The organism is uncultured Christiangramia sp., assembly GCF_913046405.1.
In the GTDB taxonomy this organism is placed as follows: domain Bacteria; phylum Bacteroidota; class Bacteroidia; order Flavobacteriales; family Flavobacteriaceae; genus Christiangramia; species Christiangramia marina.
The window spans coordinates 24958-47941 of record NZ_CAJWRQ010000010.1 but is presented as its reverse complement, the minus strand read 5'-3'; the positions used below and the strand labels follow the sequence as shown (position 1 = coordinate 47941).

Annotated in this window: 21 protein-coding genes and 1 other RNA gene; 12 read left to right on the top strand and 10 right to left on the bottom strand. The window is 39.0% G+C overall.

The genetic code is table 11. The features are described from left to right. Positions 1-68: 68 nt before the first annotated feature. Positions 69-2672: an ATP-dependent chaperone ClpB gene (gene clpB, locus QZ620_RS02640; RefSeq protein ID WP_295178822.1), complete on the bottom strand. Its 2604-nt coding sequence runs from the start codon at positions 2670-2672 to the stop codon at positions 69-71. 169 nt (positions 2673-2841) lie between these two features. Here clpB and ytxJ point away from each other — a divergent pair, with 169 nt between their 5' ends. Then, complete coding sequence (gene ytxJ / locus QZ620_RS02635) at positions 2842-3240, top strand: bacillithiol system redox-active protein YtxJ (protein WP_295178820.1); 399 nt, start codon at positions 2842-2844, stop codon at positions 3238-3240. Between the two features lie 72 nt (positions 3241-3312). Here ytxJ and fahA read toward each other — a convergent pair whose 3' ends face one another. Then, the gene (gene fahA / locus QZ620_RS02630; protein ID WP_295178818.1) at positions 3313-4602 is read right to left on the bottom strand and encodes a fumarylacetoacetase; all 1290 of its coding nucleotides are present in this window, start codon (positions 4600-4602) and stop codon (positions 3313-3315) included. A gap of 110 nt (positions 4603-4712) precedes the next feature. Between fahA and glyA the strand changes: the two genes are divergently transcribed. Then, positions 4713-5987 carry a serine hydroxymethyltransferase gene (glyA, locus tag QZ620_RS02625; RefSeq protein ID WP_295178816.1) on the top strand — a complete coding sequence of 425 codons (1275 nt, stop codon included), beginning with the start codon at positions 4713-4715 and terminating at the stop codon, positions 5985-5987. A gap of 72 nt (positions 5988-6059) precedes the next feature. On the opposite strand, the gene QZ620_RS02620 is transcribed toward glyA, so the two are convergent. The 3 genes from QZ620_RS02620 to QZ620_RS02610 form a co-directional block, all read right to left on the bottom strand. Continuing rightward, entirely contained in the window at positions 6060-6401 is a 342-nt protein-coding gene (locus tag QZ620_RS02620; protein ID WP_295178815.1) for a DoxX family protein, read from the bottom strand. 110 nt (positions 6402-6511) lie between these two features. Then, positions 6512-6913 (bottom strand): thioesterase family protein, encoded by a 402-nt coding sequence (locus QZ620_RS02615; RefSeq protein ID WP_295178813.1) that lies wholly within the window; start codon positions 6911-6913, stop codon positions 6512-6514. Further along, on the bottom strand, positions 6913-7977 hold the full coding sequence (locus QZ620_RS02610; protein ID WP_295178811.1) for a glutaminyl-peptide cyclotransferase: 1065 nt from the start codon (positions 7975-7977) through the stop codon (positions 6913-6915). Before QZ620_RS02610 ends, QZ620_RS02615 begins: the two co-directional genes overlap by 1 nt. A gap of 87 nt (positions 7978-8064) precedes the next feature. On the opposite strand from QZ620_RS02610, the gene ffs reads away from it, so the two are divergent. From ffs to fsa, 3 genes are all read left to right on the top strand, one after another. Beyond that, positions 8065-8163, top strand: an RNA gene (gene ffs, locus QZ620_RS02605) — signal recognition particle sRNA small type. Positions 8164-8207: 44 nt separating this feature from the next. Then, positions 8208-9029: an SDR family oxidoreductase gene (locus tag QZ620_RS02600; protein ID WP_295178809.1), complete on the top strand. Its 822-nt coding sequence runs from the start codon at positions 8208-8210 to the stop codon at positions 9027-9029. Positions 9030-9078: 49 nt separating this feature from the next. Further along, complete coding sequence (fsa, locus tag QZ620_RS02595; protein WP_295178807.1) at positions 9079-9735, top strand: fructose-6-phosphate aldolase; 657 nt, start codon at positions 9079-9081, stop codon at positions 9733-9735. Between the two features lie 44 nt (positions 9736-9779). On the opposite strand, the gene QZ620_RS02590 is transcribed toward fsa, so the two are convergent. Further along, positions 9780-11192 (bottom strand): hypothetical protein, encoded by a 1413-nt coding sequence (locus QZ620_RS02590; protein WP_295178805.1) that lies wholly within the window; start codon positions 11190-11192, stop codon positions 9780-9782. Between the two features lie 166 nt (positions 11193-11358). Here QZ620_RS02590 and QZ620_RS02585 point away from each other — a divergent pair, with 166 nt between their 5' ends. Beyond that, on the top strand, positions 11359-12984 hold the full coding sequence (locus QZ620_RS02585) for an ATP-binding cassette domain-containing protein (RefSeq protein ID WP_295178803.1): 1626 nt from the start codon (positions 11359-11361) through the stop codon (positions 12982-12984). Positions 12985-13051: 67 nt separating this feature from the next. On the opposite strand, the gene QZ620_RS02580 is transcribed toward QZ620_RS02585, so the two are convergent. Continuing rightward, a complete protein-coding gene (locus tag QZ620_RS02580) occupies positions 13052-15409 on the bottom strand; it encodes a TonB-dependent receptor (RefSeq protein WP_295178801.1) in 2358 nt (785 codons plus the stop codon). Positions 15410-15702: 293 nt separating this feature from the next. On the opposite strand from QZ620_RS02580, the gene QZ620_RS02575 reads away from it, so the two are divergent. Then, complete coding sequence (locus QZ620_RS02575) at positions 15703-16065, top strand: CoA-binding protein (protein ID WP_295178799.1); 363 nt, start codon at positions 15703-15705, stop codon at positions 16063-16065. Here QZ620_RS02575 and QZ620_RS02570 read toward each other — a convergent pair. Further along, positions 16042-17481 (bottom strand): sodium:solute symporter, encoded by a 1440-nt coding sequence (locus QZ620_RS02570; RefSeq protein ID WP_295178797.1) that lies wholly within the window; start codon positions 17479-17481, stop codon positions 16042-16044. The genes QZ620_RS02575 and QZ620_RS02570 overlap by 24 nt on opposite strands. A 77-nt stretch (positions 17482-17558) precedes the next feature. Between QZ620_RS02570 and recR the strand changes: the two genes are divergently transcribed. After that, positions 17559-18176 carry a recombination mediator RecR gene (gene recR / locus QZ620_RS02565; RefSeq protein ID WP_295178795.1) on the top strand — a complete coding sequence of 206 codons (618 nt, stop codon included), beginning with the start codon at positions 17559-17561 and terminating at the stop codon, positions 18174-18176. A gap of 216 nt (positions 18177-18392) precedes the next feature. Beyond that, positions 18393-19721, top strand: a complete 1329-nt coding sequence (locus QZ620_RS02560; RefSeq protein WP_295178793.1) for a dihydrolipoamide acetyltransferase family protein — start codon at positions 18393-18395, stop codon at positions 19719-19721. Positions 19722-19779: 58 nt separating this feature from the next. Here the strand turns inward: QZ620_RS02560 and QZ620_RS02555 are convergent, their stop codons facing one another. Beyond that, positions 19780-19929, bottom strand: a complete 150-nt coding sequence (locus tag QZ620_RS02555) for a hypothetical protein (RefSeq protein ID WP_295178791.1) — start codon at positions 19927-19929, stop codon at positions 19780-19782. A 74-nt stretch (positions 19930-20003) separates the two neighbouring features. Then, a complete protein-coding gene (locus tag QZ620_RS13835; protein ID WP_366935419.1) occupies positions 20004-20282 on the bottom strand; it encodes a BLUF domain-containing protein in 279 nt (92 codons plus the stop codon). A 90-nt stretch (positions 20283-20372) separates the two neighbouring features. Between QZ620_RS13835 and QZ620_RS02550 the strand changes: the two genes are divergently transcribed. From QZ620_RS02550 to QZ620_RS02540, 3 genes are read left to right on the top strand one after another with little or no spacing between them, the layout of a single operon-like run. Continuing rightward, positions 20373-21149: a 3'-5' exonuclease gene (locus QZ620_RS02550; RefSeq protein ID WP_295178789.1), complete on the top strand. Its 777-nt coding sequence runs from the start codon at positions 20373-20375 to the stop codon at positions 21147-21149. Beyond that, positions 21150-22100, top strand: a complete 951-nt coding sequence (locus QZ620_RS02545) for a carboxypeptidase-like regulatory domain-containing protein (RefSeq protein WP_295178787.1) — start codon at positions 21150-21152, stop codon at positions 22098-22100. It abuts the gene before it with no gap. 1 nt (position 22101) lies between these two features. Beyond that, positions 22102-22983 (top strand): carboxypeptidase-like regulatory domain-containing protein, encoded by an 882-nt coding sequence (locus QZ620_RS02540; RefSeq protein ID WP_295178785.1) that lies wholly within the window; start codon positions 22102-22104, stop codon positions 22981-22983. Position 22984 lies beyond the last annotated feature (1 nt).

The following is a 22984-nucleotide window of genomic DNA, read 5'->3' as shown; positions in this document are numbered from 1 at the left end:
TAGATAAAAGTTAAACCCCTTTATTTAGAACTTACACACTTTACGGGATAGTGTCCCTTTTTTTATGATCAATTTTCTGAAAGTTCTTCCTGATTTCTAAATACCAGTTCTTCATTGAATTCATCCAGAAGAATGATACTGTCTGTGCTAATACTGCCAGACAGGATTTCCTTGGAGAGCTTGTTTAGCACTTCTCTCTGTACTACTCTTTTCACGGGTCTGGCTCCAAATTGTGGATCGAAACCTTTCGCAGCAAGATAATCAAGTGCTTCATCTGTAGCATCCAGCACTATATGCTGTTTCGCGAGCATTTTCTTAACACCCTTCAATTGCAAGCCTACAATTTGCCTGATGTCTTTTCGGGTAAGCGGACTAAACATTACTATATCGTCGATCCTGTTCAAAAATTCCGGTCTTACCGTTTGCTTCAGCAATCCAAGTACATCCACTTTCGCAGATTCCATCGCTGCATCCACATCCTTGATCGCTTCAAATCTCTCTTGGATAATCTGGCTTCCCATATTGGATGTCATCACAATGATGGTGTTTTTAAAATCTGCTACACGACCTTTGTTGTCTGTAAGTCTACCTTCATCTAGAACCTGAAGTAGAATGTTAAAAGTATCCGGATGAGCTTTTTCGATCTCATCTAATAAAACTACAGAATAAGGTTTTCTACGCACTGCTTCAGTAAGTTGGCCACCTTCATCATATCCTACATATCCAGGAGGTGCCCCAACTAATCTACTAACCGAGTGTCTTTCCTGGTATTCACTCATGTCGATTCTGGTCATCGCAGATTCGTCGTCGAACAAATATTCTGCAAGCGCCTTGGCTAGCTCTGTTTTCCCAACTCCGGTTGTTCCCAGGAACAGGAATGATCCAATGGGTCTATTTTGATCCTGAAGTCCGGCACGACTACGACGAACTGCATCACTAACGGCGATGATCGCTTCATCCTGTCCAACCACACGTTTGTGCAGATCATCTTCTAATTTGAGCAATTTCTCACGATCGCTCTGAAGCATTTTAGTCACCGGTATACCGGTCCATTTGGCAACTACTTCCGCGATATCTTCATTGGAAACTTCTTCCTGGATTAATGATTTTTCATTCTGATTCTCGGCAACGTTCTGTTGTAGCTTTTCGAGCTTCTCCTGCGCTTCCTTGATCTTTCCGTAGCGAATCTCAGCTACTTTACCGTAATCACCTTCGCGCTCAGCTTTTTCAGCTTCCAGCTTGAAATTTTCAATATCAGATTTTAGTGTTTGAATATTGTCCACTATATCTTTCTCGCTCATCCATCTGGCGTGAAGATCATTTCTTTCTTCTTTAAGATTCGCGAGATCTGCTCGTAGCGTTTTGAGTTTTACTTCATCTTTCTCACGCTTAATTGCCTCGATCTCGATCTCCAGCTGCATGATCTTTCTATCCAGCACATCAAGTTCTTCCGGCTTGGAGTTGATCTCCATACGTAATTTAGAAGCAGCTTCATCCATCAGGTCGATAGCCTTGTCTGGAAGGAATCTGTTCGTGATATAACGCTGTGATAATTCTACTGCAGCGATGATCGCTTCATCCTTGATTCGTACTTTATGATGTGTCTCGTATTTTTCCTTGATCCCACGTAATATGGAAATCGCACTTTCAATATCCGGCTCTTCTACGTATACCTTTTGAAATCTTCGTTCCAGCGCTTTGTCTTTCTCGAAGTATTTCTGGTATTCATCAAGTGTAGTAGCACCAATGGCTCTCAACTCACCTCTAGCAAGAGCCGGTTTAAGAATGTTGGCAGCATCCATGGCGCCCTGACCACCGCCGGCACCAACAAGCGTATGAATTTCATCAATAAATAACACTATGTTACCATCGCTGGAAGTCACTTCTTTTATAACCGCTTTAAGTCGTTCCTCAAATTCCCCCTTGTACTTTGCACCAGCAATAAGGGCTCCCATATCAAGGGAGTAAATGAGTTTGTTTTTTAGGTTTTCTGGGACATCACCGTCTACGATTCTATGCGCAAGTCCTTCTGCTATCGCTGTTTTTCCAGTTCCAGGTTCCCCAACCAGCATTGGATTGTTCTTTGTTCTTCGAGATAGGATCTGTAGAATTCTACGAATTTCCTCGTCCCGACCAATCACAGGATCCAGCTTTCCTTCCTCAGCAAATTTGTTGAGGTTTCTTGCGTACTTATCTAAAGATTGATAGGTTTCTTCAGCACTTTGAGAGGTTACTTTGTCGCCCTGTCTTAGTTCAGCGATTGCAGCTTTCAAGCCTTTCTCGGTCGCTCCCTGATCTTTCAGCATTTGAGCAACTTTGCTGGAAGATTTGAAGATAGCAAGGATCAAATGCTCAATAGAGACATATTCATCTTCCATTTTCTTAGCAATGCTGGTAGCTTCATTCACAGTCTTTCCAGCATCCCTGGATAGCATGATGTCTCCGCCACTTACCTTCGGAAAGCTCTCCAGACTCTTATCCAGTATCTGCCCGAAAAGAGAAATATTAATATTTAATTTTTTCAGTAAAAAAGGAGTCACATTTTCGTCGACCATAGTGATCGCTTTAAAAATGTGCTCATTTTCTATCTGTTGGTGGCCCATTTCCTGAGCAAGCTGCTGAGCTTGCTGGATAGCCTCCTGTGATTTTATAGTAAAATTATTAAAGTTCATCTTAAATGTTTTTCAGAGTAGGTCAATCAATATACCAAATTCAAAAACCGACATTAAGGCAGGTTCAACGAGAATATTAACGACAAAAAGGCAGTTTTACTGAAGTAAAATTAACCTGAATTTGATTTTATTAAATTTAGATAGATTTACTTTTGTAAAAAAGAAGATTATGGGATTATTCGATAAAGTATTTGGCGGAGAAAAAGGTACTTCTGAAAAGAAAGAAAACAAGATACCATGGAATCCTCTTACCGAAATTTCTCAACTGGATGAGTTAGAAAAACTATCAGAAGGTAAAACGGTTGCTATTTTCAAGCATTCTACAACTTGCGGGATTAGCAGGATGGTATTAAAGAACTTTGAAGCAGACTATGAGCAACAATTAAATGACTCTGTGGATCTTTATTTTCTTGACTTGAAAGCTCACCGGGATATTTCTAATGGAATCGCAGATAAATTTTCTGTTAGACATGAGAGTCCTCAAATGGTGGTATTAAAGAACAGGGAAGTTGTACATCATTCTTCTCACCAGGCAATATCAGCAGATAAATTAAAAGAACTGGCTTAGTAGCGAGTTGCTTTAAAATTAAAAAGCCCGAAGATAATTCTTCGGGCTTTTCTTATGATATAAAACTTTATCCTATTTTTTCTTTGGTTCGTAAACCGGCAATAGTTTACTGCGAACTTCGCCAAAACCAATTCTGGAGGTTTCGTTCTGGCAATATCCTCGCATGATCACTGTATCATGATCTTCTACAAATTTACGTTCTGAACCATCTTTTAGTTTGATAGGTTTACTACCACTCCAGGAAAGTTCCAGCATAGAGCCGAAAGAATCTTCAGAAGCTCCAGAAATAGTTCCGGAAGCCATCATATCACCGGAATTCACGGGGCATCCATTTACGGTGTGATGCGCCAGTTGCTGACTCATATTCCAGTATAAATACTTAAAGTTTGATTTTGACAGAGAATTCTCCTCGCCACCTTCAGGTTGCAGGGAAACTTCAAGATTAATATCAAAACTCTTTTCTCCGGAGTATTTTAAATATGGTAATAATTCTTTTTCAGGTTCCGGGCTCGCCGTTCTAAATGGCTCTAAAGCGTCCATAGTAACGATCCATGGTGAAATGGAAGATGCAAAATTCTTAGCAAGAAAAGGTCCTAGTGGAACATATTCCCACTTCTGGATGTCTCTGGCGCTCCAGTCGTTGAATAGTACCATCCCAAAAATATATTCTTCAGCTTCATCCACGGGAATTGGTTCTCCCAGGTGATTTGCATCTGTGGTAATAAAAGCCATTTCCAATTCGAAATCCACTCGTTGTGATGGACCAAATACAGGTTCGTCTGAATCTGCTGGTTTTGTTTGGCCCTGTGGTCTATGTACAGGAATTTCCGAAGGAATAATAGAAGAACTTCTTCCATGATATCCAACGGGAATATGCAGCCAGTTTGGAAGCAATGCATTGTCTGGATCACGGAACATTGTACCAATATTGGTCGCATGTTCTTTAGAGCTGTAGAAATCGGTGTAATCACCTACCTGTACAGGCATTTGCATTTCAATTTCATCCAGTGTGAATAGAACAGTATTTCTGTGGTCCTGGTTATCCTTCAGCTTAGCATTATCAGCGTCGAAAATATCAGCAATTCGGTTTCTAACCAGTCTCCAGGTTTTCTTTCCGTCAGAAATAAAATCGTTTAGAGTATCTTGCAGGAATATATCGTCTGTCAACGGTATACCTTCAAAATATCCCAGTTGATGCAGAGCACCAAGGTCTATAGCGTAATCACCAATTCTGGTTCCAATGGTAATGATATCATCACGAGTAAGGAACACTCCAAACGGAATATTTTGAATAGGGAAATCGGTATCGCCAGGAATATCCAACCAGGTTTTTCTATTTGGATCATTAGCGGTAATTGACATAAAAAATGTTGGTTTTTTGTTAAAATCTAGTTGTCTCAAATATATTATTTTCCTGTAATTAACCGAATGTATTTCTTACTTTTACCGAATATTTAACTTAAAAATTTGTGATGCAAAAAGACACCCAGATATTTGATTTAATTGCGAAGGAAAAAGATCGCCAGTTGAATGGTTTGGAACTAATTGCGAGTGAAAATTTTGTAAGTGACGCCGTGTTGGAAGCAGCAGGATCTGTACTTACAAATAAGTATGCTGAAGGCTATCCAGGTAAAAGATATTATGGCGGCTGTGAAATCGTAGATCAGGTAGAGCAACTTGCTATCGACAGATTAAAAGAATTGTTCAATGCTGAATATGCTAACGTGCAACCGCATTCTGGTTCCCAGGCAAATACAGCAGTATTCCATGCCTGTTTAAAACCAGGAGATAAGTTTCTTGGTTTTGACCTTTCACATGGTGGGCATTTAACGCATGGTTCTCCGGTTAATTTCTCCGGAAAATTATATGATCCTGTATTTTACGGGGTTGATAAGGAAACCGGGTTGATCGATTATGACGCAGTTGCTGAAATTGCAAAGAAGGAGAAGCCAAAAATGATCATTGCCGGAGCATCTGCTTACAGTCGTGAAATAGATTATAAGAGATTCAGGGAAATAGCTGATAGTGTTGACGCAATTCTACTTGCTGATATCGCGCACCCGGCAGGATTAATTGCCAAAGGTTTGATCTCAGACCCTATAGAGCATTGTCATATTGTAACTTCAACTACACATAAGACGCTTCGTGGTCCCCGTGGTGGAATCATCATGATGGGGAAGGATTTCGACAATCCTTTTGGAGAGAAGCTTAAAAATGGAAATCTAAAGAAAATGTCGGCTTTACTAAATTCGGGGATCTTTCCAGGAAACCAGGGTGGGCCTTTAGAGCATATCATTGCTGCAAAAGCGATCGCTTTTGGAGAAGCTCTTACAGATGAATTTCTTCATTATACAGTGCAGGTAAAGAAAAATGCAAAAGAGCTGGCTAAAGCTTTCGTGGATAAGGATTACCAGGTAATTTCTGGAGGGACAGATAATCATATGATGCTTATCGATCTTAGAAATAAAGGTGTAAGTGGTAAGGAAGCAGAAGAGGCGCTTAGTAAAGCAGATATTACCGTGAATAAGAACATGGTGCCTTTCGATGATAAATCACCATTTGTAACCTCAGGAATTCGAATTGGAACTCCGGCAGTGACCACACGTGGTCTTGTAGAGCAGGATATGCTAAAAATCGTTGAGTTTATCGATAGAGTCATCACTAATATTGAGAGTGATGAAGAATTGGCTAAAGTTAAAAGCGAAGTGAATACAATGATGAAAGATCTTCCATTATTTAAAATGTAAGACCTTTTGGATTTAGATAATAAAAGCCATTCGAAAGAATGGCTTTTTAATTTATAGAAAATATATAGCGATTCACATAAGCAGTACAATGATCGCAGGTATATTTTTACTGAAAGGATCGCTTATCTTAAGGTGCATGATGATTGCCCCCAGCATCATAACAGCTAGCCCGATCGCTGCAGGATCCACCAGGTATTCCAGCCAGATTCCGGCAAGTAGGGCAATGGCCAGAGCTACTTTGATAAAGCCTACGATGTAAACCATTATTTCGGGCAGGCCATAAGCCTGAAATTCTTCCTTCATATTACCGGCGTTACCCCCTCTATAGCTGGTTTTACTATTAAATCGAAGTAACCAGACATTAAGAATTCCAAGTCCAACGATTACCTGCAATATTATTTTGACGATCTCCATGATATTATTTTTCAGCAATAAAGAGATGTTTGTTAATAAACAGAAAAGATTAGACAAAGTTTAAGAAGTTTGAAAGTCAAATGAAAAGAAAATTAACCTTTTCTCAGTATTTACTGGAATATCTCCTTGAGCTCATCAGAAATGCGCTGCGGTTTCTTTGTTTTTTGATCTAGCAGGCACCAGGTAGTTTTAGCCTTCGCCAGCAGTTTCCCGGAATTATTATTCTTAATCGCCACTTCCCGCACTGATGTCACATGCGTAGTATCGATAATCCTTGTCTCTAGCAGGATTTCATCATTTAGAAGAGCTTCCATTTTGTAATCGATCTCATGTCTTACCACAACCCATGCAAAGCCTACTTTCTGCTCTTCGGAAGCTCTGGTTTCCCAGTGCTCCTGTGCTATATCCTGTATCCATTGCACATAACGCACGTTGTTGACATGCTGCTGATCGTCCAGATCATCTTCTGAAACAGTAAGGTATTTTTTATATACTTCGGAGTTTACAGACATTATTTCTCCATGATTTTTACCTCAAATAGTGTGTCCCATTTTTTACCGGTAACATACAGTTTTCCAGTCGCAGCATTGTAGGCGATCCCGTTAAGAACATCATTATTTGGATCTAAAGAATCTTTGTTACCCAGTTTATCCTGTAGTCCTTTAAAATTGATAATTCCTTCAATGGTGCCATTTTCAGGATTGATCATCGCAACACTGGGAAATTGATAAGTGTTTGCGTAGATAAGTCCATCCACCCATTCCAGCTCATTAAATTTTGATTTAATAGCAGTATTGGTAGTTGGCTGTATAAAGCTTTTTTCAGCCAAAGTTTCAGGATCAAGGATCCAGATCTTCTCAGACCCATCACTTTTATATATTTTCTCCTCGTTGTTACATAAACCCCATCCTTCCTTACTGGAATTGTACGCAAATGTGCCTTGCCTTTCAAAAGTTTTTGGATCATAGATAAATCCCTGACCTTCTTGCCAGGTTAATAGTAATAAACGGTCGTCTAAAATTGTGATTCCTTCAGCGAAATATTCATCTTCCAGGCTTATCTCTTTGTACACTTCGCCAGTTTCCAATTTGGTTTTGCGCAATTTTGATTTGCCGTATTGTCCAATGCTTTCGTAAAGAGTATCGTTATGAAACTCAAGTCCCTGTGTGTATGCATCAGTTTGATGTGGATACGTATTAACTATCTCGTAGGTATAAACTTTTGGAGCTTTTGCACTCATTATTCTTATCGACTTCTGAAGAGTATCCTTTGTGGAATCATAATATACTACTGCAATGAGTTCCTGGTTTCCCAGTAAAACTGAGTTTAGTTCAATGGACAGATCTGAAGTGTTGCCAGATGCAAGACGCATTGTACCTATAAAATAAGCGACCGAATCAAAATTCTTGTTTTCCTTACTAGATATACTAGCTTTCAGAATTTCGTTCTGGCTGAATTCCTTTTTCTTTTCAGAAATATTCAGAGAAAAGTCAGATTTTTTATTTCCGTTATTGCTTCCGCAGGAAAAAATAAATATGCTTAAAATAAAGAGTAACAGGAAGTTAAATTTTTTCATGTCAAAATAGGCTTGAATACTGAGCTAAATTAACCAATTCAGGATAAAAAAAGCTTGCGAAAAGTTACAAAGATTGTATATTTGCACCGGCAAGTCCCACACAACCAGCTCCTGCTGAATCCCCCAGGGCGGGAACGCAGCAAGGGTAGGCGGTCGTAGCGGTGTGATGTGGGTCGCTTGCCATTTTTTGTTTCTACAAAGTCCTAAAATTTATTGCATATTTTTGCGGTATGAAAAAGGGGAATTCTTCAGAAAAAATCGTTCTTATTACCGGCGCTTCCTCAGGAATTGGTATGTCGATAGCAAATTATCTTAGTCGGCACCATTTTAAAGTTTATGGAACCTCACGTTCGCCTCAGAAGTCTGATGGTGAGCTCTTTACATTTTTACAGTTAGACGTAACCAGGGAAGATACTATTAAGCTGGCTGTTGAAGATATTATCGCCAGAGAAGGTAGGTTGGATATTTTGATTAATAATGCAGGAGTCGGTATTACCGGCCCTCTAGAAGAAACTCCGGAAGAAGAGATCAAGAAGGCTTTTGAGACCAATTACTACGGTCCGCTTAGAATGATTAAAAACGTGTTGCCTTATATGCGTGATCGTAAATCTGGTCTTATCATTAATGTCACCAGTATTGCTGGTTATATGGGCTTACCATATCGTGGAATATATTCTGCAACTAAAAGTGCTCTGGAAATTACTGCTGAAGCTTACCGTATGGAAATCGCTCAGTTCGGAATTACAATGACCAATGTAGCTCCTGGTGATTTTGCTACTAATATCGCTTCTGGAAGATACCATGCTCCCGTTTTACCAACTTCACCTTATAAGAAAGTATATGGCGAAACACTGGATCTTATGAATCAACATGTTAGTGCAGGGCTGGATCCGGAACTAATGGCAAAGGCAATCTTAAAAATTATTAAGGATCCAGAGCCAAAAGTGCACTATCGGGTAGGAGAAATGTTGCAAAAAGTGTCTATCATGCTAAAGGCGTTACTGCCAGACAAACTTTACGAGAAAATGCTTATGAAGCATTATAAATTGTAATTTTGAGGAGCTTTTAAAAATTAAACAACACAATTAATTCTATACAACTATGAAATTTTTTATTGATACAGCGAATCTGGATCAAATCAAAGAAGCGCAGGCTTTAGGTGTGCTGGATGGTGTAACTACCAATCCTTCGCTTATGGCTAAGGAAGGCATTACCGGGAAGGACAATATTATCGAGCATTACAAAAAGATTTGTGAGCTAGTAGATGGTGATGTAAGTGCAGAAGTAATTTCAACCGATCTTGATGGAATGATCAGGGAAGGTGAGGAGTTGGCAAAACTGCACGACCAAATCGTGGTTAAGATTCCAATGATCAAAGAAGGTGTAAAAGCATTGAAATACTTTAGTGACCAAGGAATTAAGACAAATTGTACGCTAGTATTTTCAGCTGGGCAGGCACTTTTAGCTGCAAAAGCTGGAGCTACCTACGTTTCACCCTTTATTGGAAGACTTGATGATATCTCAACAGATGGTTTGAACCTTATTGCAGACATCAGACTTATATATGATAATTATGGATTTGAAACACAGATCCTGGCAGCTTCAGTTAGACATACAATGCATGTACTAGAATGTGCGAAAATTGGAGCAGACGTTATGACTGGACCAATTTCTTCTATTGAAGGTTTATTAAAGCATCCTTTAACCGACATTGGTCTTGAGAAATTTCTTGCAGATTATAACAAGGGAAATAAGTAAGACTAAATAAAATCTTACAAAGGGCTACCGTGAGGTGGCCTTTTTTATTTGGCAATAAATTTTTCTAATTCCTCTTCAAAATCGGTATTGCCAAACTGAATATCGCCTTTAACAATGATAGCATCTTTATTCAGGAAGAATAGTTTATTTAGATATCTACGATAGGAATCTTTGGTAATCTGTCTTCGCGCTATCTGATATTCAAACGATTTATCGTATCCGAAAGTCTCCAATGTCCTAAGCCATTCTTCACGCTCGTTAATGTCTACATTGACACCTATAAAGTCCACTTGCGGATACTTATCTCTTAGCGAACTAATAATATTATGTTGCCAGCGATGATGCGCAGGAGCATAAAGAGACCATGCATAGGTGACCGTTGGTCCGTTGATAATTTCACCATATTCTAACTCTTTTCCTGAAGTGTTCATAGCCCAAAGATCAGCAAGAGATTGACCATTTAAATAAACTTTTTGAATTTCAGCAAGGTCACGAGCTTCGTCTATATGCGTGTATTCGATATCTTTTAATAACTGTAATATAGAATCTATTCTGCTAACTTTTTCAGCATTAACGATCGCCAGCGTAGCAAGTCTGTCTAAAAATTCATTTTTCAGCGATTCAATATTAGAAAGTGAATCAATCAAGATCATTCTTCTTTCAATATTCTTATAGGAATTGATATTATAGCAATCTTTATGCTCATTATGCGATCTGGTGCAGTATTCGATCGCTTTGGATCTCAGGTAATCATCAATAAAATTTGTATACACGTAATAGTCCTGAAGTTCGCGATTATTGAAATCTATCTCCTTACGGTAATTATTAAAATCTTCTGGAATCTGATCCCTAAAATCTTTGCGGTATTTATTAATAAGAAACGTGTATCGTTCTCTTAGATCAAAATATTCATAATCTATACTCGCGTGAGCGATCTCTAGAAAATCTTCGGAAAATTCCCTGTCTTCAGAAAGAGTCTCCAGCTTATCGATTCGTTGTTGTCTTATTGAGTCTGTGATTCGTGCAAATTCTGAAGGAGCTATCTGATAATAAGTAAGAATAAGGTCATTATTCTGCTCATTTTTAAGAAACATGTCGAGAAGAAAATTGCTTTTTTCAGCGCCGGCACCGCTAAAATTCAAAGACTCATCAAAGGAAAGTGTATTCAGGTAGATAAGAACACTGTCGCCAGGCTCCATATACATGATCTGGCTTTCAGGCGGGTGGTTAAAAGTGTAAATTCCAGCTTCCAGTTTAGGGTAGTTCTTTCCAAACTGGTTCTTCGCATCCAGGAATAAGGTATCAATGATCTCATTCTCTTTTGAGATCACTACAAAATCAGTTTCCGGATTGTTAATCTGGCCTCCTAGGTAGATCGTACCATCCTCCTTGGAATCGCCTGTACATCCACTGAAAATGAGTGCGCAACAAAGCGAAAGAAAATAACAGTATTTCATTATGGGTATTGGTATGAAGCTTTTCGGTCACTTCATTTTTAACAAATATATTCGGTGCACCTGCGGAGCGGTGTTAAGTGTGCGTTAAAACGTATTTTTAAAACGTTAATCTTTCTTAGTAAGCATCATAATAGCTACTTTTGCAAAAAATTAATTTTTATAGTTTATGCTTTCAGTATCAAACCTTTCTGTACAGTTTGGAAAAAGAGTTTTGTTTGACGAGGTGAATACTACATTCACCCAGGGAAACTGCTACGGAATCATTGGTGCCAACGGTGCCGGTAAATCTACTTTCTTAAAGATATTATCTGGTAAATCTGAACCTACTTCCGGTCATGTTCATCTTGAACCAGGAAAGAGAATGTCTGTTCTGGAACAAAATCACAACGTATACGATGATTACCCGGTGCTGGAAACAGTAATGCGAGGTAACAAGCCTCTTTTTGCAGTAAAAACTGAAATGGATGCTTTATATGCCGATTATTCTGATGAAAATGCAGATAGAATTGGTGAATTACAGGTTTCTTTTGAAGAAATGGATGGATGGAATGCTGAAAGTAATGCGGCTTCCATGCTATCAAATCTTGGGATCAAGACAGAGATGCATTATGCACAAATGAAAGATCTTGATGGGACACAAAAGGTACGTGTGCTTTTAGCGCAGGCACTTTTTGGAAGTCCTGATGTGTTGATCATGGATGAGCCGACAAACGACCTGGATTATGAAACGATCACATGGTTGGAAAACTTTCTTGCAAATTATGACAATACGGTGATCGTGGTTTCTCACGACCGTCACTTCCTTGATTCCGTTTGTACGCATATTTCTGATATTGACTTCGGAAAAATTAATCACTTCTCAGGAAACTATACTTTCTGGTACGAGTCTTCCCAACTTGCAGCAAGACAGAGAGCACAGCAGAATAAAAAATCTGAAGAAAAGAAGAAGGAACTTCAGGAGTTTATTCAGCGATTTTCTGCCAACGTGGCGAAGAGTAAGCAGGCGACTTCCAGAAAGAAAATGATCGACAAGCTTAATATCGATGAGATCAAACCTTCCAGTAGAAGATATCCTGCTATCATTTTCGAAAGAGAGCGTGAAGCTGGAGATCAAATCCTGAATATTGAAGGTTTGGAAGCTAGTCTTGAAGGAGAAACTCTTTTCAAAAATATTAATATCAACCTTGCCAAAGGAGATAAAGTGGTAGTGTACTCTAAAGACTCCAGAGCCACTTCAGCTTTCTATGAGATCATCAACGGCAAACAGGATGCTGTTGCAGGGAAATTTCAATGGGGTGTGACCACTTCTCAAAGTTATTTGCCAGCAGATAACTCAGAGTATTTTGAGTCAGATCTAACATTGGTAGACTGGTTAAGGCAATGGGTGAAAACAGAAGAAGAGCGTGAAGAGGTTTACATTCGTGGATTCCTTGGAAAGATGTTGTTTAGTGGTGAAGAAGCCCTGAAAACCTGTAAAGTTCTTTCTGGAGGAGAAAAAGTAAGATGTATGCTAAGTAGGATGATGATGATAAGAGCGAACGTTCTAATGCTGGATGAACCTACTAACCACCTTGACCTGGAATCTATTACTGCTTTTAATAATTCGCTTAAGAACTTTAAAGGTACAGTGATGTTTACAACACACGATCATGAATTTGCCCAAACGCTTGCAAACCGTGTGATCGAATTGACTCCTGGAGGAGTGATAGACAGGTATCTTAGTTTTGATGAATATATGAACGACAAAACTATTAAAGAACAACGAGAGAAAATGTATGCGGTAAAAGCCTAGTACATTCGAATAAATAGAATAAGCCTGAAGAAATCCTTCAGGCTTTTTTATTTGGGCTAAAACAAAATTAAAACATTCCGCCACCGTCATTATCCTTATCCCGGTCCTTACGCTGGAGACTACGGTTCTTTCCACCGCCAAATCTATAAGAAACTCCAAGGTACACGGTTTGAGTTTCTCCTTTAAATCGTCCAACCTGATCAAAAGGTCTTCCGGCCAGGATATTGAATTCCTGAGTGTCAAAAACATCATTAAAATTAAGACTTACAGTTGCGCGGTTATCCTCGAGGAAGCTGTACCGTGCTCCAAGATTTATAAAATACATATGATCAATGTCGTATTGGAGTGATTTCATTTTGCTTCTGTAAAAACCAAATGCAGAAAAAGAAAGAGCCTCTGTGGCATTAAAGTTATGACTGGTTCTAAAAGTAAAGGCAGTATTATCTATTTCAGTAAATTCAGCACCTACCAGTCCGCTAAAGGTTTGTTCATAAATCTCAAAACCGGAGTTGGTACTCCACCATTTTGTGAATTTGTAGTTGCTTGAGAATTCTAAGCCATACATATCTGCATCTCCAGAATTCTGAAATGTTAGAAACAGCGAGCCAGGTTCATTATCCAACTCTGTGAAAATCTGATTAATTTCATCTACGGTTCTTCGGAAGAAAACACCTGCGCTAAGGCTTCCCTTGCGTTCAAATTTTCGAGTATAATTAAACTCGAATGAATTGGTGAATTGTGGATCCAGCTCAGGATTTCCGGCAACGATAAGTCTTGGAGACGACACTTCCCGAATCGGGTTGATCTGGCTGAAACCTGGTCTGTCAACTCTCCTGCTATAACTTAAATTGTAAGTATTTTTATCATCTGGAGTAAAGTTCAGGAAGCCTGTAGGGTAGACCGTAAGATAGTCATCTTCATAGACTCGTTCACCCTGGAAATCTGCTGTCACCTGATAGCTCTCCAGCCTGGCACCAACCTGGTAGCTCCATTTTTCAAAATTCTGACCGAAAGTCGAATATAAACTCAGGATATCACGATCATAGATATAGTCGCCATTGGTAAATTGCGGATTGGTAGTATTATAATCATTTTCAGTTTTTAGTAACCTGGCTTCTGCACCAAGTTCCAGCCGGGAAACATCATTTAATGGATTGGTATAGTCGATGTTGGAAATAAAATTTCTTCGGTCTTCAAATACCCGATCGATATAAGGGATTAACTGAAGATCATTTTCCGCAAAGTCAATATCTGCAATTTCATCTCCGTTATAATCATTGAAATCTGCCTCGAACTGAATCTCATGACCATCTTTTTTAAAATCGTGATCAAAAAGGAAGTTATAGCTGGCATTACCGTTATCGTAATTTACATCCAGAAACTGGCGAAAGTTTCGTGAAGCCTCCTCAAAATCTGTAAAACTCAGAGCGCCAATTGGCCCGCCATCATAAAGGTTCTGATTGGTATATATACTGAAGGTATTATTGTCATCGAGGTAGAAGTCAACACCAATTTTGTATAAATAGGAATTATTTCGGTTTTCAACTTTAAACTCCTGTAGACTTCGAGATTCGGGAAGAAATATAGTTCCGCCGTTTTCGCGATCGCCAAAGTTGCTTCCCAGGTTTCCGAAGAAATTGAATTTCCCCTTACGATAATTCATGTCGAGCGAACCATTAAATCTCAGGTTTTCACCGTAGGTAATGCCGGTATTTAGATTACCGTTAAAGCCATCACTTGCATTTTTATGCAGCACAATATTAATAATTCCACTCATTCCTTCGGGATTGTATTTTGCTGAAGGATTGGTGATAAGCTCTATACTTTTAATGGAGGTGGAGGGAATTTGCTTTAGAAGTTGTGCAGGATCCATGTTAGTAGGCTTACCGTCCACCAGAATTCGTACATTGGAATTCCCGCGAAGAGAAATATTTCCATCCTGGTCTACATTCACAGATGGTATATTTACCATAATTTCTGAAGCACTGGCGCCGGTTGTCATAAGATCTTTCCCGATATTGATCACTTTGCGATCCACTCGCTGTTCGATGGTAGTCCTTTCAGCAACCACAAGAGTTTCATCGAGCATAGCTACATCGGGTTCAAGGTAAAGAGTCCCAATTTCAATATTGGTTCTTCGCTGTTCGATCACAATATCTCTACGGAAAGTCTTGTAGCCTATGAATTGCACCTTTAATTCATAGGTTCCGGGCTTCAGATTTTCTACAATAAAGCTACCGTCTTCAGCTGAAGTGATACCGGTAACAAGTTCACCTTCAGTATTATTGATGATGATCGTGGCATAGGGGATCGCTTCCTGGAGTTCAGCATCCATGATGGTTCCGGAAACATTTCCATTGGGATCGGTTTTAGCATTTGCAATTGATAAAAAGCCTAAAAATAAGCATAGAATAAACTGTTTCATTTTTTGATTGATTAGATGATTAATTATAACATATTACCTTGCAATACATAATAGATGAAGCCATGGATTGCAAAATGTGATGATACTACCTATAAGACGACCAAAAAATTATCTTGTTACAATTTTTTAAAAATAACCTGCGCTCATCAATAAGATGAACGCAGGTTTGTGATATCATAGTCATTAACACTAACCATCATAATTAATTCGATGATACCACAAAGGGCCGGTCCTCAATTTAAAGACTGATCTATCTGGAGATTGTTACAGTAAAATTTATTTACTTTACCATTATGAAGAAGAAAACACTGGTTATGGGTGCTTCCTTGAAACCCAATAGATATTCCCATCTTGCTATTAATAAGCTTGTAAGATTTAAACAACCCACTGTGGCAATTGGTCTTAGAGAGGGGACGGTGGATGGTGTAAAGATCCATACAGAAATGGAAGATTTTGAAGATATAGATACCATTACCTTATATCTTAATGCGAAAAGGCAGGAACAATATTACGATTATATCATTTCGCTGAATCCAAAGAGAGTGATCTTCAACCCTGGAACTGAAAACCCTGAGCTTTACACCTTGCTTCGGAAGAATAATATCTACTTCGAAAATGCCTGTACGCTGGTACTACTTTCTTCTCAGCAATATTAATCCTAAGAAAGTTAGAAAACCATTCAGAATCAGGATAAAGAATCCAAATTCGAATCCAAGCCAGGCAAGACTGTTTACGCTGATGATATAAGAAAGTACCGGAGCAAGAATCGCAATTATCGGCACTAGTTTATCTTTTACCTGCCACTTCGTAAAAAGTCCAAAGGCATACAAACCAAGCAAGGGCCCGTAGGTGTACCCAGCAAACTGAAACAATTTGTTGATCACACTTTTATCTGCGATCGCATATTTAAAGACCAGCATTACCAGAATTAAAAGAACGGAAATCGCAATATGAATTTGCTTTCTGATCCTGATCTGTTTCTTCTCATCATATTTTTTTTCAATATCAAGGATATCGATACTGAAAGAGGTTGTCAAACTTGTAAGAGCGCTGTCTGCACTGGAATAAGCGGCAGCAATAAGTCCCAGAATAAAGAAAACTGCCACGGCAAAACCTAGATTACCGCTGGCGGCAATGGCAGGAAATAATTTATCTTTAGTTTCGGTAATACCATTCAAATCGGCATAGTCGGTTAAGAGAACTCCCAAAGCCAGAAATAAGAAGTTTACGAAAACAAGAACGATGGTAAACCAGAACATATTTTTCTGGGCATCCTTCAGGCTTCTACAGGTAAGGTTTTTTTGCATCATATCCTGATCCAAACCGGTCATAACGATAGCGATGAATGCTCCTGAAAGGAACTGTTTTACAAAGTGATCTTTGCTCTTCCAATCATCGAAGAAGAAGATCTGGGAATGCTCACTTTCAGCTAAATAATTCATGAGATTTGCTACAGAGAACCCGAGATCTTCAGAAATAAAATAGATGGTGATCCCCAACGCAAGCAGCATAAAGAATGTTTGCAGGGTATCTGTCCAGACGATGGTCTTTATTCCGCTTTTAAAGGTATACAGCCAGATGAGCAGTATGGTGATAGAAACCGTAATATAGTATGGAACACCTAACGCATCAAATACGATAAGCTGTAGCACATTTGCCACCAGGAATAGTCTGAAACTTGCACCAACAACACGGCTTAACAGAAAAAAAGAAGCACCTGTTTTATACGAAGCATTCCCAAATCGGGTATCTAGATAAGTATATATGGAGGTAAGATTAAGCTTATAATAGAGTGGAAGTAAAACCTGCCCGATCACTGCGTATCCAACTGTGTATCCAAGTACGACCTGGAAGTAACTAAAGGAGTCAGTCTCAACCGTGCCGGGGATAGAAATAAAGGTGATCCCACTCAGTGAGGCGCCAATCATTCCGAAAGCTACCAGATACCAGGGAGCCTGTTTATTCGCTTTGAAAAATTCAGCATTACTGCCTCCTCTTCCAGTGAAGTAGGAAATAAGAATAAGTACTGCAAAATAGGCGGCGATTAGAATTAGTACCTGGTATGGCTGCATAATTTTTCTTTAAAGCGGGCAATTTACAAATTAAGCTGAAGCTAATTTCATGCAACAAAAAAATCATAAATTCGCGTATGGATTTTTCATCAAAATTACTGGAGCAGGCAGTAGACGAAATGTCTCAGTTGCCGGGAATAGGAAAGCGAACAGCGTTAAGACTGGTGCTTCACTTACTGAAGCAACCGGAGGAGCAGACCTCCAGGCTTTCAAAATCCCTGCTCGATCTTCGCGAGAATATAAAGCTTTGTAGCAATTGCTTCAATATTAGCGATACCGAGCTTTGTGAGATTTGTGCAAATCCAAATCGTGTTTCAGAAATTGTATGTGTGGTCGAAGATATTCGCGACGTGATGGCCATTGAAAATACCGGGCAGTATCGGGGGCATTATCATGTGCTTGGAGGAAAGATAAGTCCTATGGATGGGGTTGGACCTTCACAGTTAACGATTAAAGCTTTGATTGAAAAGGTTAGAGAAGGGAAGATCGAGGAGATCATATTTGCATTGAGCAGCACACTGGAAGGCGATACAACGAACTTCTATATTTTCAAACAACTGGAAGGAATCGGAATCAAAACCTCTACGATCGCCAGAGGAATTTCTGTAGGAGATGAACTGGAATATGCAGATGAGGTGACCTTAGGAAGAAGTATTACGAATAGAATTCCTTTTGAAAACAGCCTTAAAAGCTAGAACTGGCCTAGAAACTAATTATATTAAGTAGCTAAAATTATCTGAATCTTTTTCAATTGCGTTGTTGAAATTGTAATTTTAGCGGGAGTTTGACACAGATACTTGTTTGAAAGAATATCAGTATAATTCAATTTTATTGATTTTTTAATATTTAATAAGTGTTAATTTGATTAAATTCGCAACCTGAATAATAAAAATCGCATCTGATTTAACGATATGGCAAAATTTGAATTGAAGTTACCAAAAATGGGTGAAAGTGTTGCAGAGGCAACCATAACAAGCTGGCTTAAGGAAGTTGGAGATACTATTGAGATGGATGAGCCGGTACTTGAGATCGCTACAGACAAAGTTGATAGTGAAGTCCCTTCAGAAGTTGACGGGACCCTTGTGGAAAAACTTTTCGAAGCTGATGATGTGGTAAAAGTAGGTCAGGTGATCGCTATTATTGAAACCGATGGTGATGAAGATTCTTCTTCAGAAGAACAGGAAGAAGAAGCAGCTCCTGCTGAAGCAGCCGAAGTTTCTAAATCTGTTGAAACCGCCAAACAAACTGCTTCCGCAGAAACTAGCGAAGATTATTCAGATTCTGATAAATTCTATTCTCCACTAGTAAAAAATATTGCGAAGGAAGAAGGGATTTCACTTTCTGAACTTGATTCTATAAATGGAACCGGGAAAGATTCGCGGGTTACCAAAAATGATATTTTAGAGTACGTAGAGAACAGGAAAAAAGGCGGAAATACTGTAGCGGCGGAGTCAGCCCCAAAAGCTGTCGAATCTAAAGGTCTGGATAAGAAAGTATCCAGTCAGCTGGAACCTGTAGTTAGCGGGGAAGATGAGATCATCGAGATGAGCAGAATGGGTAAAATGATCGCACATCATATGGTGGACAGCGTTCAGAAATCTGCACATGTACAGTCATTTATTGAAGTAGATGTTACAAATATCTGGAACTGGAGAAATAAACATAAAAATGAATTTCAGAAGAAAGAAGGAGAGAAGTTAACTTTTACTCCAATTTTTATGGAAGCTGTGGCGAAAGCAATTCGTGATTTCCCGTTGGTGAATATTTCGGTAAATGAAGATGCTTCTAAAATAATCAAGAAGAAAAATATTAACCTTGGAATGGCTGCGGCACTTCCAGATGGTAATTTGATCGTTCCAGTGATCAAAAATGCAGACAGGCTTAATCTTGTTGGGATGGCCAAGGCGGTGAATGACCTGGCTAATCGCGCAAGACAAAATAAATTGAAACCGGACGATATCCAGGGAGGTACTTATACGGTAACCAACGTGGGGACTTTTGGAAGTATCATGGGAACTCCTATTATCAATCAGCCACAAGTAGGTATTCTTGCTCTTGGTGCAATTCGTAAAATGCCAGCGGTGATCGAAACTCCTGATGGTGATTTTATTGGAATACGATATAAGATGATCCTTTCTCACAGTTATGATCACCGTGTGGTGAACGGCGCCCTTGGAGGTCAGTTCGTTCAGCGTGTGGCTCAATACCTGGAAGGATTTGACAAGGATCGCGAGATCTAGCTGTCTAGGATTAAAATAACTATAGAAAGCTGTGAAGATAAACTTCGCAGCTTTTTTTTTACTGAAGATTGTTTAAAAAAGAATCGAGCAATTTTAAAGCAGGATGTTTGCCTTCCATTTTATCACTTTCTATAATGGCATTTCTGTCCAAGTCTCTGTGACCTAAGATTGCTTCCGCCTTTTTACTGCTAAGTTTACGAAAAGCCATGGACCAGTTTTTAAATTGGCGGTACTCAAGAAAATCGGAAGAAATTTCTACAATTGAATGGTGTCTCGGGGCCTTTATATTCTTTGAAAGAGATTGTCTACTATTGAGGCTTCTCCTTCTATATATTGGATGAAAAGTCCCTGATATGAAATTAGTAATCCAGTAACATCACTCGCAGCATTATTTTTTCTGCTACTGTTGAGTAATGTTTCCATATCTGCATCTTTAAGTATATGCGATTGCTGGCTTATATAGGAGATGTATTTCAAAATGTATTGAGACTTGTAAAGGTTCAAATAGATAAAAGGTATTTTCAAAAACAAACTCCTCGATTTCGTTCTAATCCCTTGCATTTGTATAGATTTTTTGCGTCTCGAAACCTCTTGCTGAATTTAATTGCGGCTCATAATTATAGTATCTTTGCTACAAATAAATCATTTCTCATGGAGCTTAAACTTACCAGACCTATTTGCTTTTTTGACCTTGAAACTACGGGAACCAATATTTCTAAAGACCGTATTGTGGAAATGGCAGTGCTCAAAGTCTACCCAAACGGTAATAAAGAAAGCTATACCTGGCTGGTAAATCCCGAGTGTGAAATTCCTAAAGAGGTGATCGCAATTCATGGCATTGATAATGAAAAGGTGGCGAATGAGCCAACCTTCCAACAACTGGCAACGAAAGTTCATGATCTTATCAAAGGCTGTGACCTTGCCGGCTATAACTCCAATAGATTCGATATTCCATTACTCGCTGAGGAATTGCTTCGTGCGGGAATTGATTTCGAGATGAAGAATGTCGTTGCCGTAGATGTTCAAACGATCTTTCATAAAAAAGAACAGCGTACATTATCTGCGGCTTACCAGTTTTACTGTGGAAAAGAACTTGAAGGTGCACATGGAGCAGAAGCAGATACCGAAGCGACATACGAAGTTTTAAAATCACAACTGGATCGATACAATGATCTTGAAAACGATATGAAATGGCTGGCAGACTTTAGTTCTCGAAAGAAATTTGCAGATTTCGCCGGATTCATAAGTTTTGATAAAAAGGGAAGAGAAGTGTTTTCTTTTGGGAAGTATCGCGGAAAGCAGGTAGAACAGGTGCTTGAGGATGAACCTGGATATTTTGGCTGGATGCAAAATGCAGATTTCCCACTTTACACTAAGAAAGTACTTACGGCCATTAAATTGAGAAAGCTAAACACCAAACTATCCTGATTGAAAGCCTCCGTTTTTCTCTTAATCCTTTTCTTTACTACCGCTTTTAGTGTAGCTCAAAATTCCAGGATAACTGGAAGAGTAATCGATAGAGCTACTAATAGGGCCTTGCCATACGCTCATATCATGTTTCAGGATTACAGGCTTGGCACCAGCACAGATGAACAGGGTATGTTTGCATTTAATGTTGCAGACGGCCTGAAAAGTGAAGTGCTCATATTTACCCATGTTGGTTATGAGCCGGAATTACTGAAAATCTCTGATTTGGAAAAACAGAGGTTAGTACCCATGAATGCACTTACCGAAGGTTTGGGCGAGGTAATGATTACACCAGTTAGACATAATAGATCGTTTACTTACAGGCCTGATTGGCGCTTTGAGACCGTTGGGATAGGAATTATGAACGCAGCGCTTTATCCTTCCACCATAGCGCGTTATTACCCAAAACCTGATAAGTTTGAGGGAGCCGCTTTTTTGATAGAGATCACGGTTTATTTTTATGCTACGGAAGAACAAAAAGGCTTGAATCCGAAATTCCGTATTCATTTGTATAATGTAGACGAAAACGGACTTCCCGGGAAAGATATCACCCAGGACATCGTTGTCACCAAACCAGTAGGTAAAAATAAGGTTGATGTCGAATTGCTTGATCAGAAAATTCAGATTCCCGAGGGAGGTTTTTATATAGGTCTTGAGCATTTATTCATAAAGGAGAATGAGTATTTCGAAGTCAAGGATTACTATATCAATAATGAACTTGTAGCTGAAGATTATAGAAATAAGCGTTATGGACCAGTCTATAAAGGTGTTTTCGCTCCTGAAGAATCCAACTTCAAAATTTATTTTTTCGAACCCGGAGGCTGGGTTGATATTAGAACCTGGGACATCACCTATAATGACAGGGAAGGGAAATATGTAATGCCCGAATTTAGAATCAAAATCACCGATTAGTATGATGAGGTATTATATGTTCATTGCATTTTTAATTATAGCTATTTCTTCAAATGCTCAAAATGAGATGATTGATGGAGTAATGGCCGATTCTGTTACCAAAGAACCTTTGTCGTTTGTCAATATCTATGTATTGAATACCAGTCAGGGGACCACTAGCAATGAAAATGGATATTTTCAGCTTAAGGAACCTAATGCAGGTCAGAATCTTCGGTTTGGGTATGTGGGTTACGATTCAAAAGATATCACCTATGTCAAGAAACAGTTGGATACTATCTTTCTTTCCCGAAATAAGGAACAGCTAAACGAAGTAGTTGTCCAGGCTCCTTTACAGGATAAAACCATTAAAATAAAAGCCTCAAAATCTAAAGATAGGTTAGGAATTTCAAATTCAGGCGACGATGAAGGAGCTCGAATGTTCTTGCGCTATTTTGCTAAGCCTTTAGAACTAAAAGATGAAGCTGCTTACCTCAAATCCGCAGAAATCTTTCTTTTTAAAGGTATTGGTAGTGTCAAGCGTGATTATATTTTCCGGATCCGGATCATGAGTCTTACTGAAGATGCAGAACCAGGATATGATCTCATTGATAATATTACTCTTACAGGGAGACCTGGGTCAAAAGTTCGTATAGACTTAGAGGATGAAAGAATTCTTATACCAGGGAATGGGTTTCTGATAGGGGTGGAAGGCTTGCAGATTAATCAGAACTATATAAGAACCACTAAATTGCTTCTTGAAAATGGTAAGTATAAGGATTTTAAAAAGTACGGTCCTACATTCAAAGCTGTGGAATCAAAAGATCCGGTTTACTACCTAAGTAGAGGAGAATGGAAAAAAATGAAAATGCCGGTACCGGCAATGAACCTTATAATCACCAATTAGC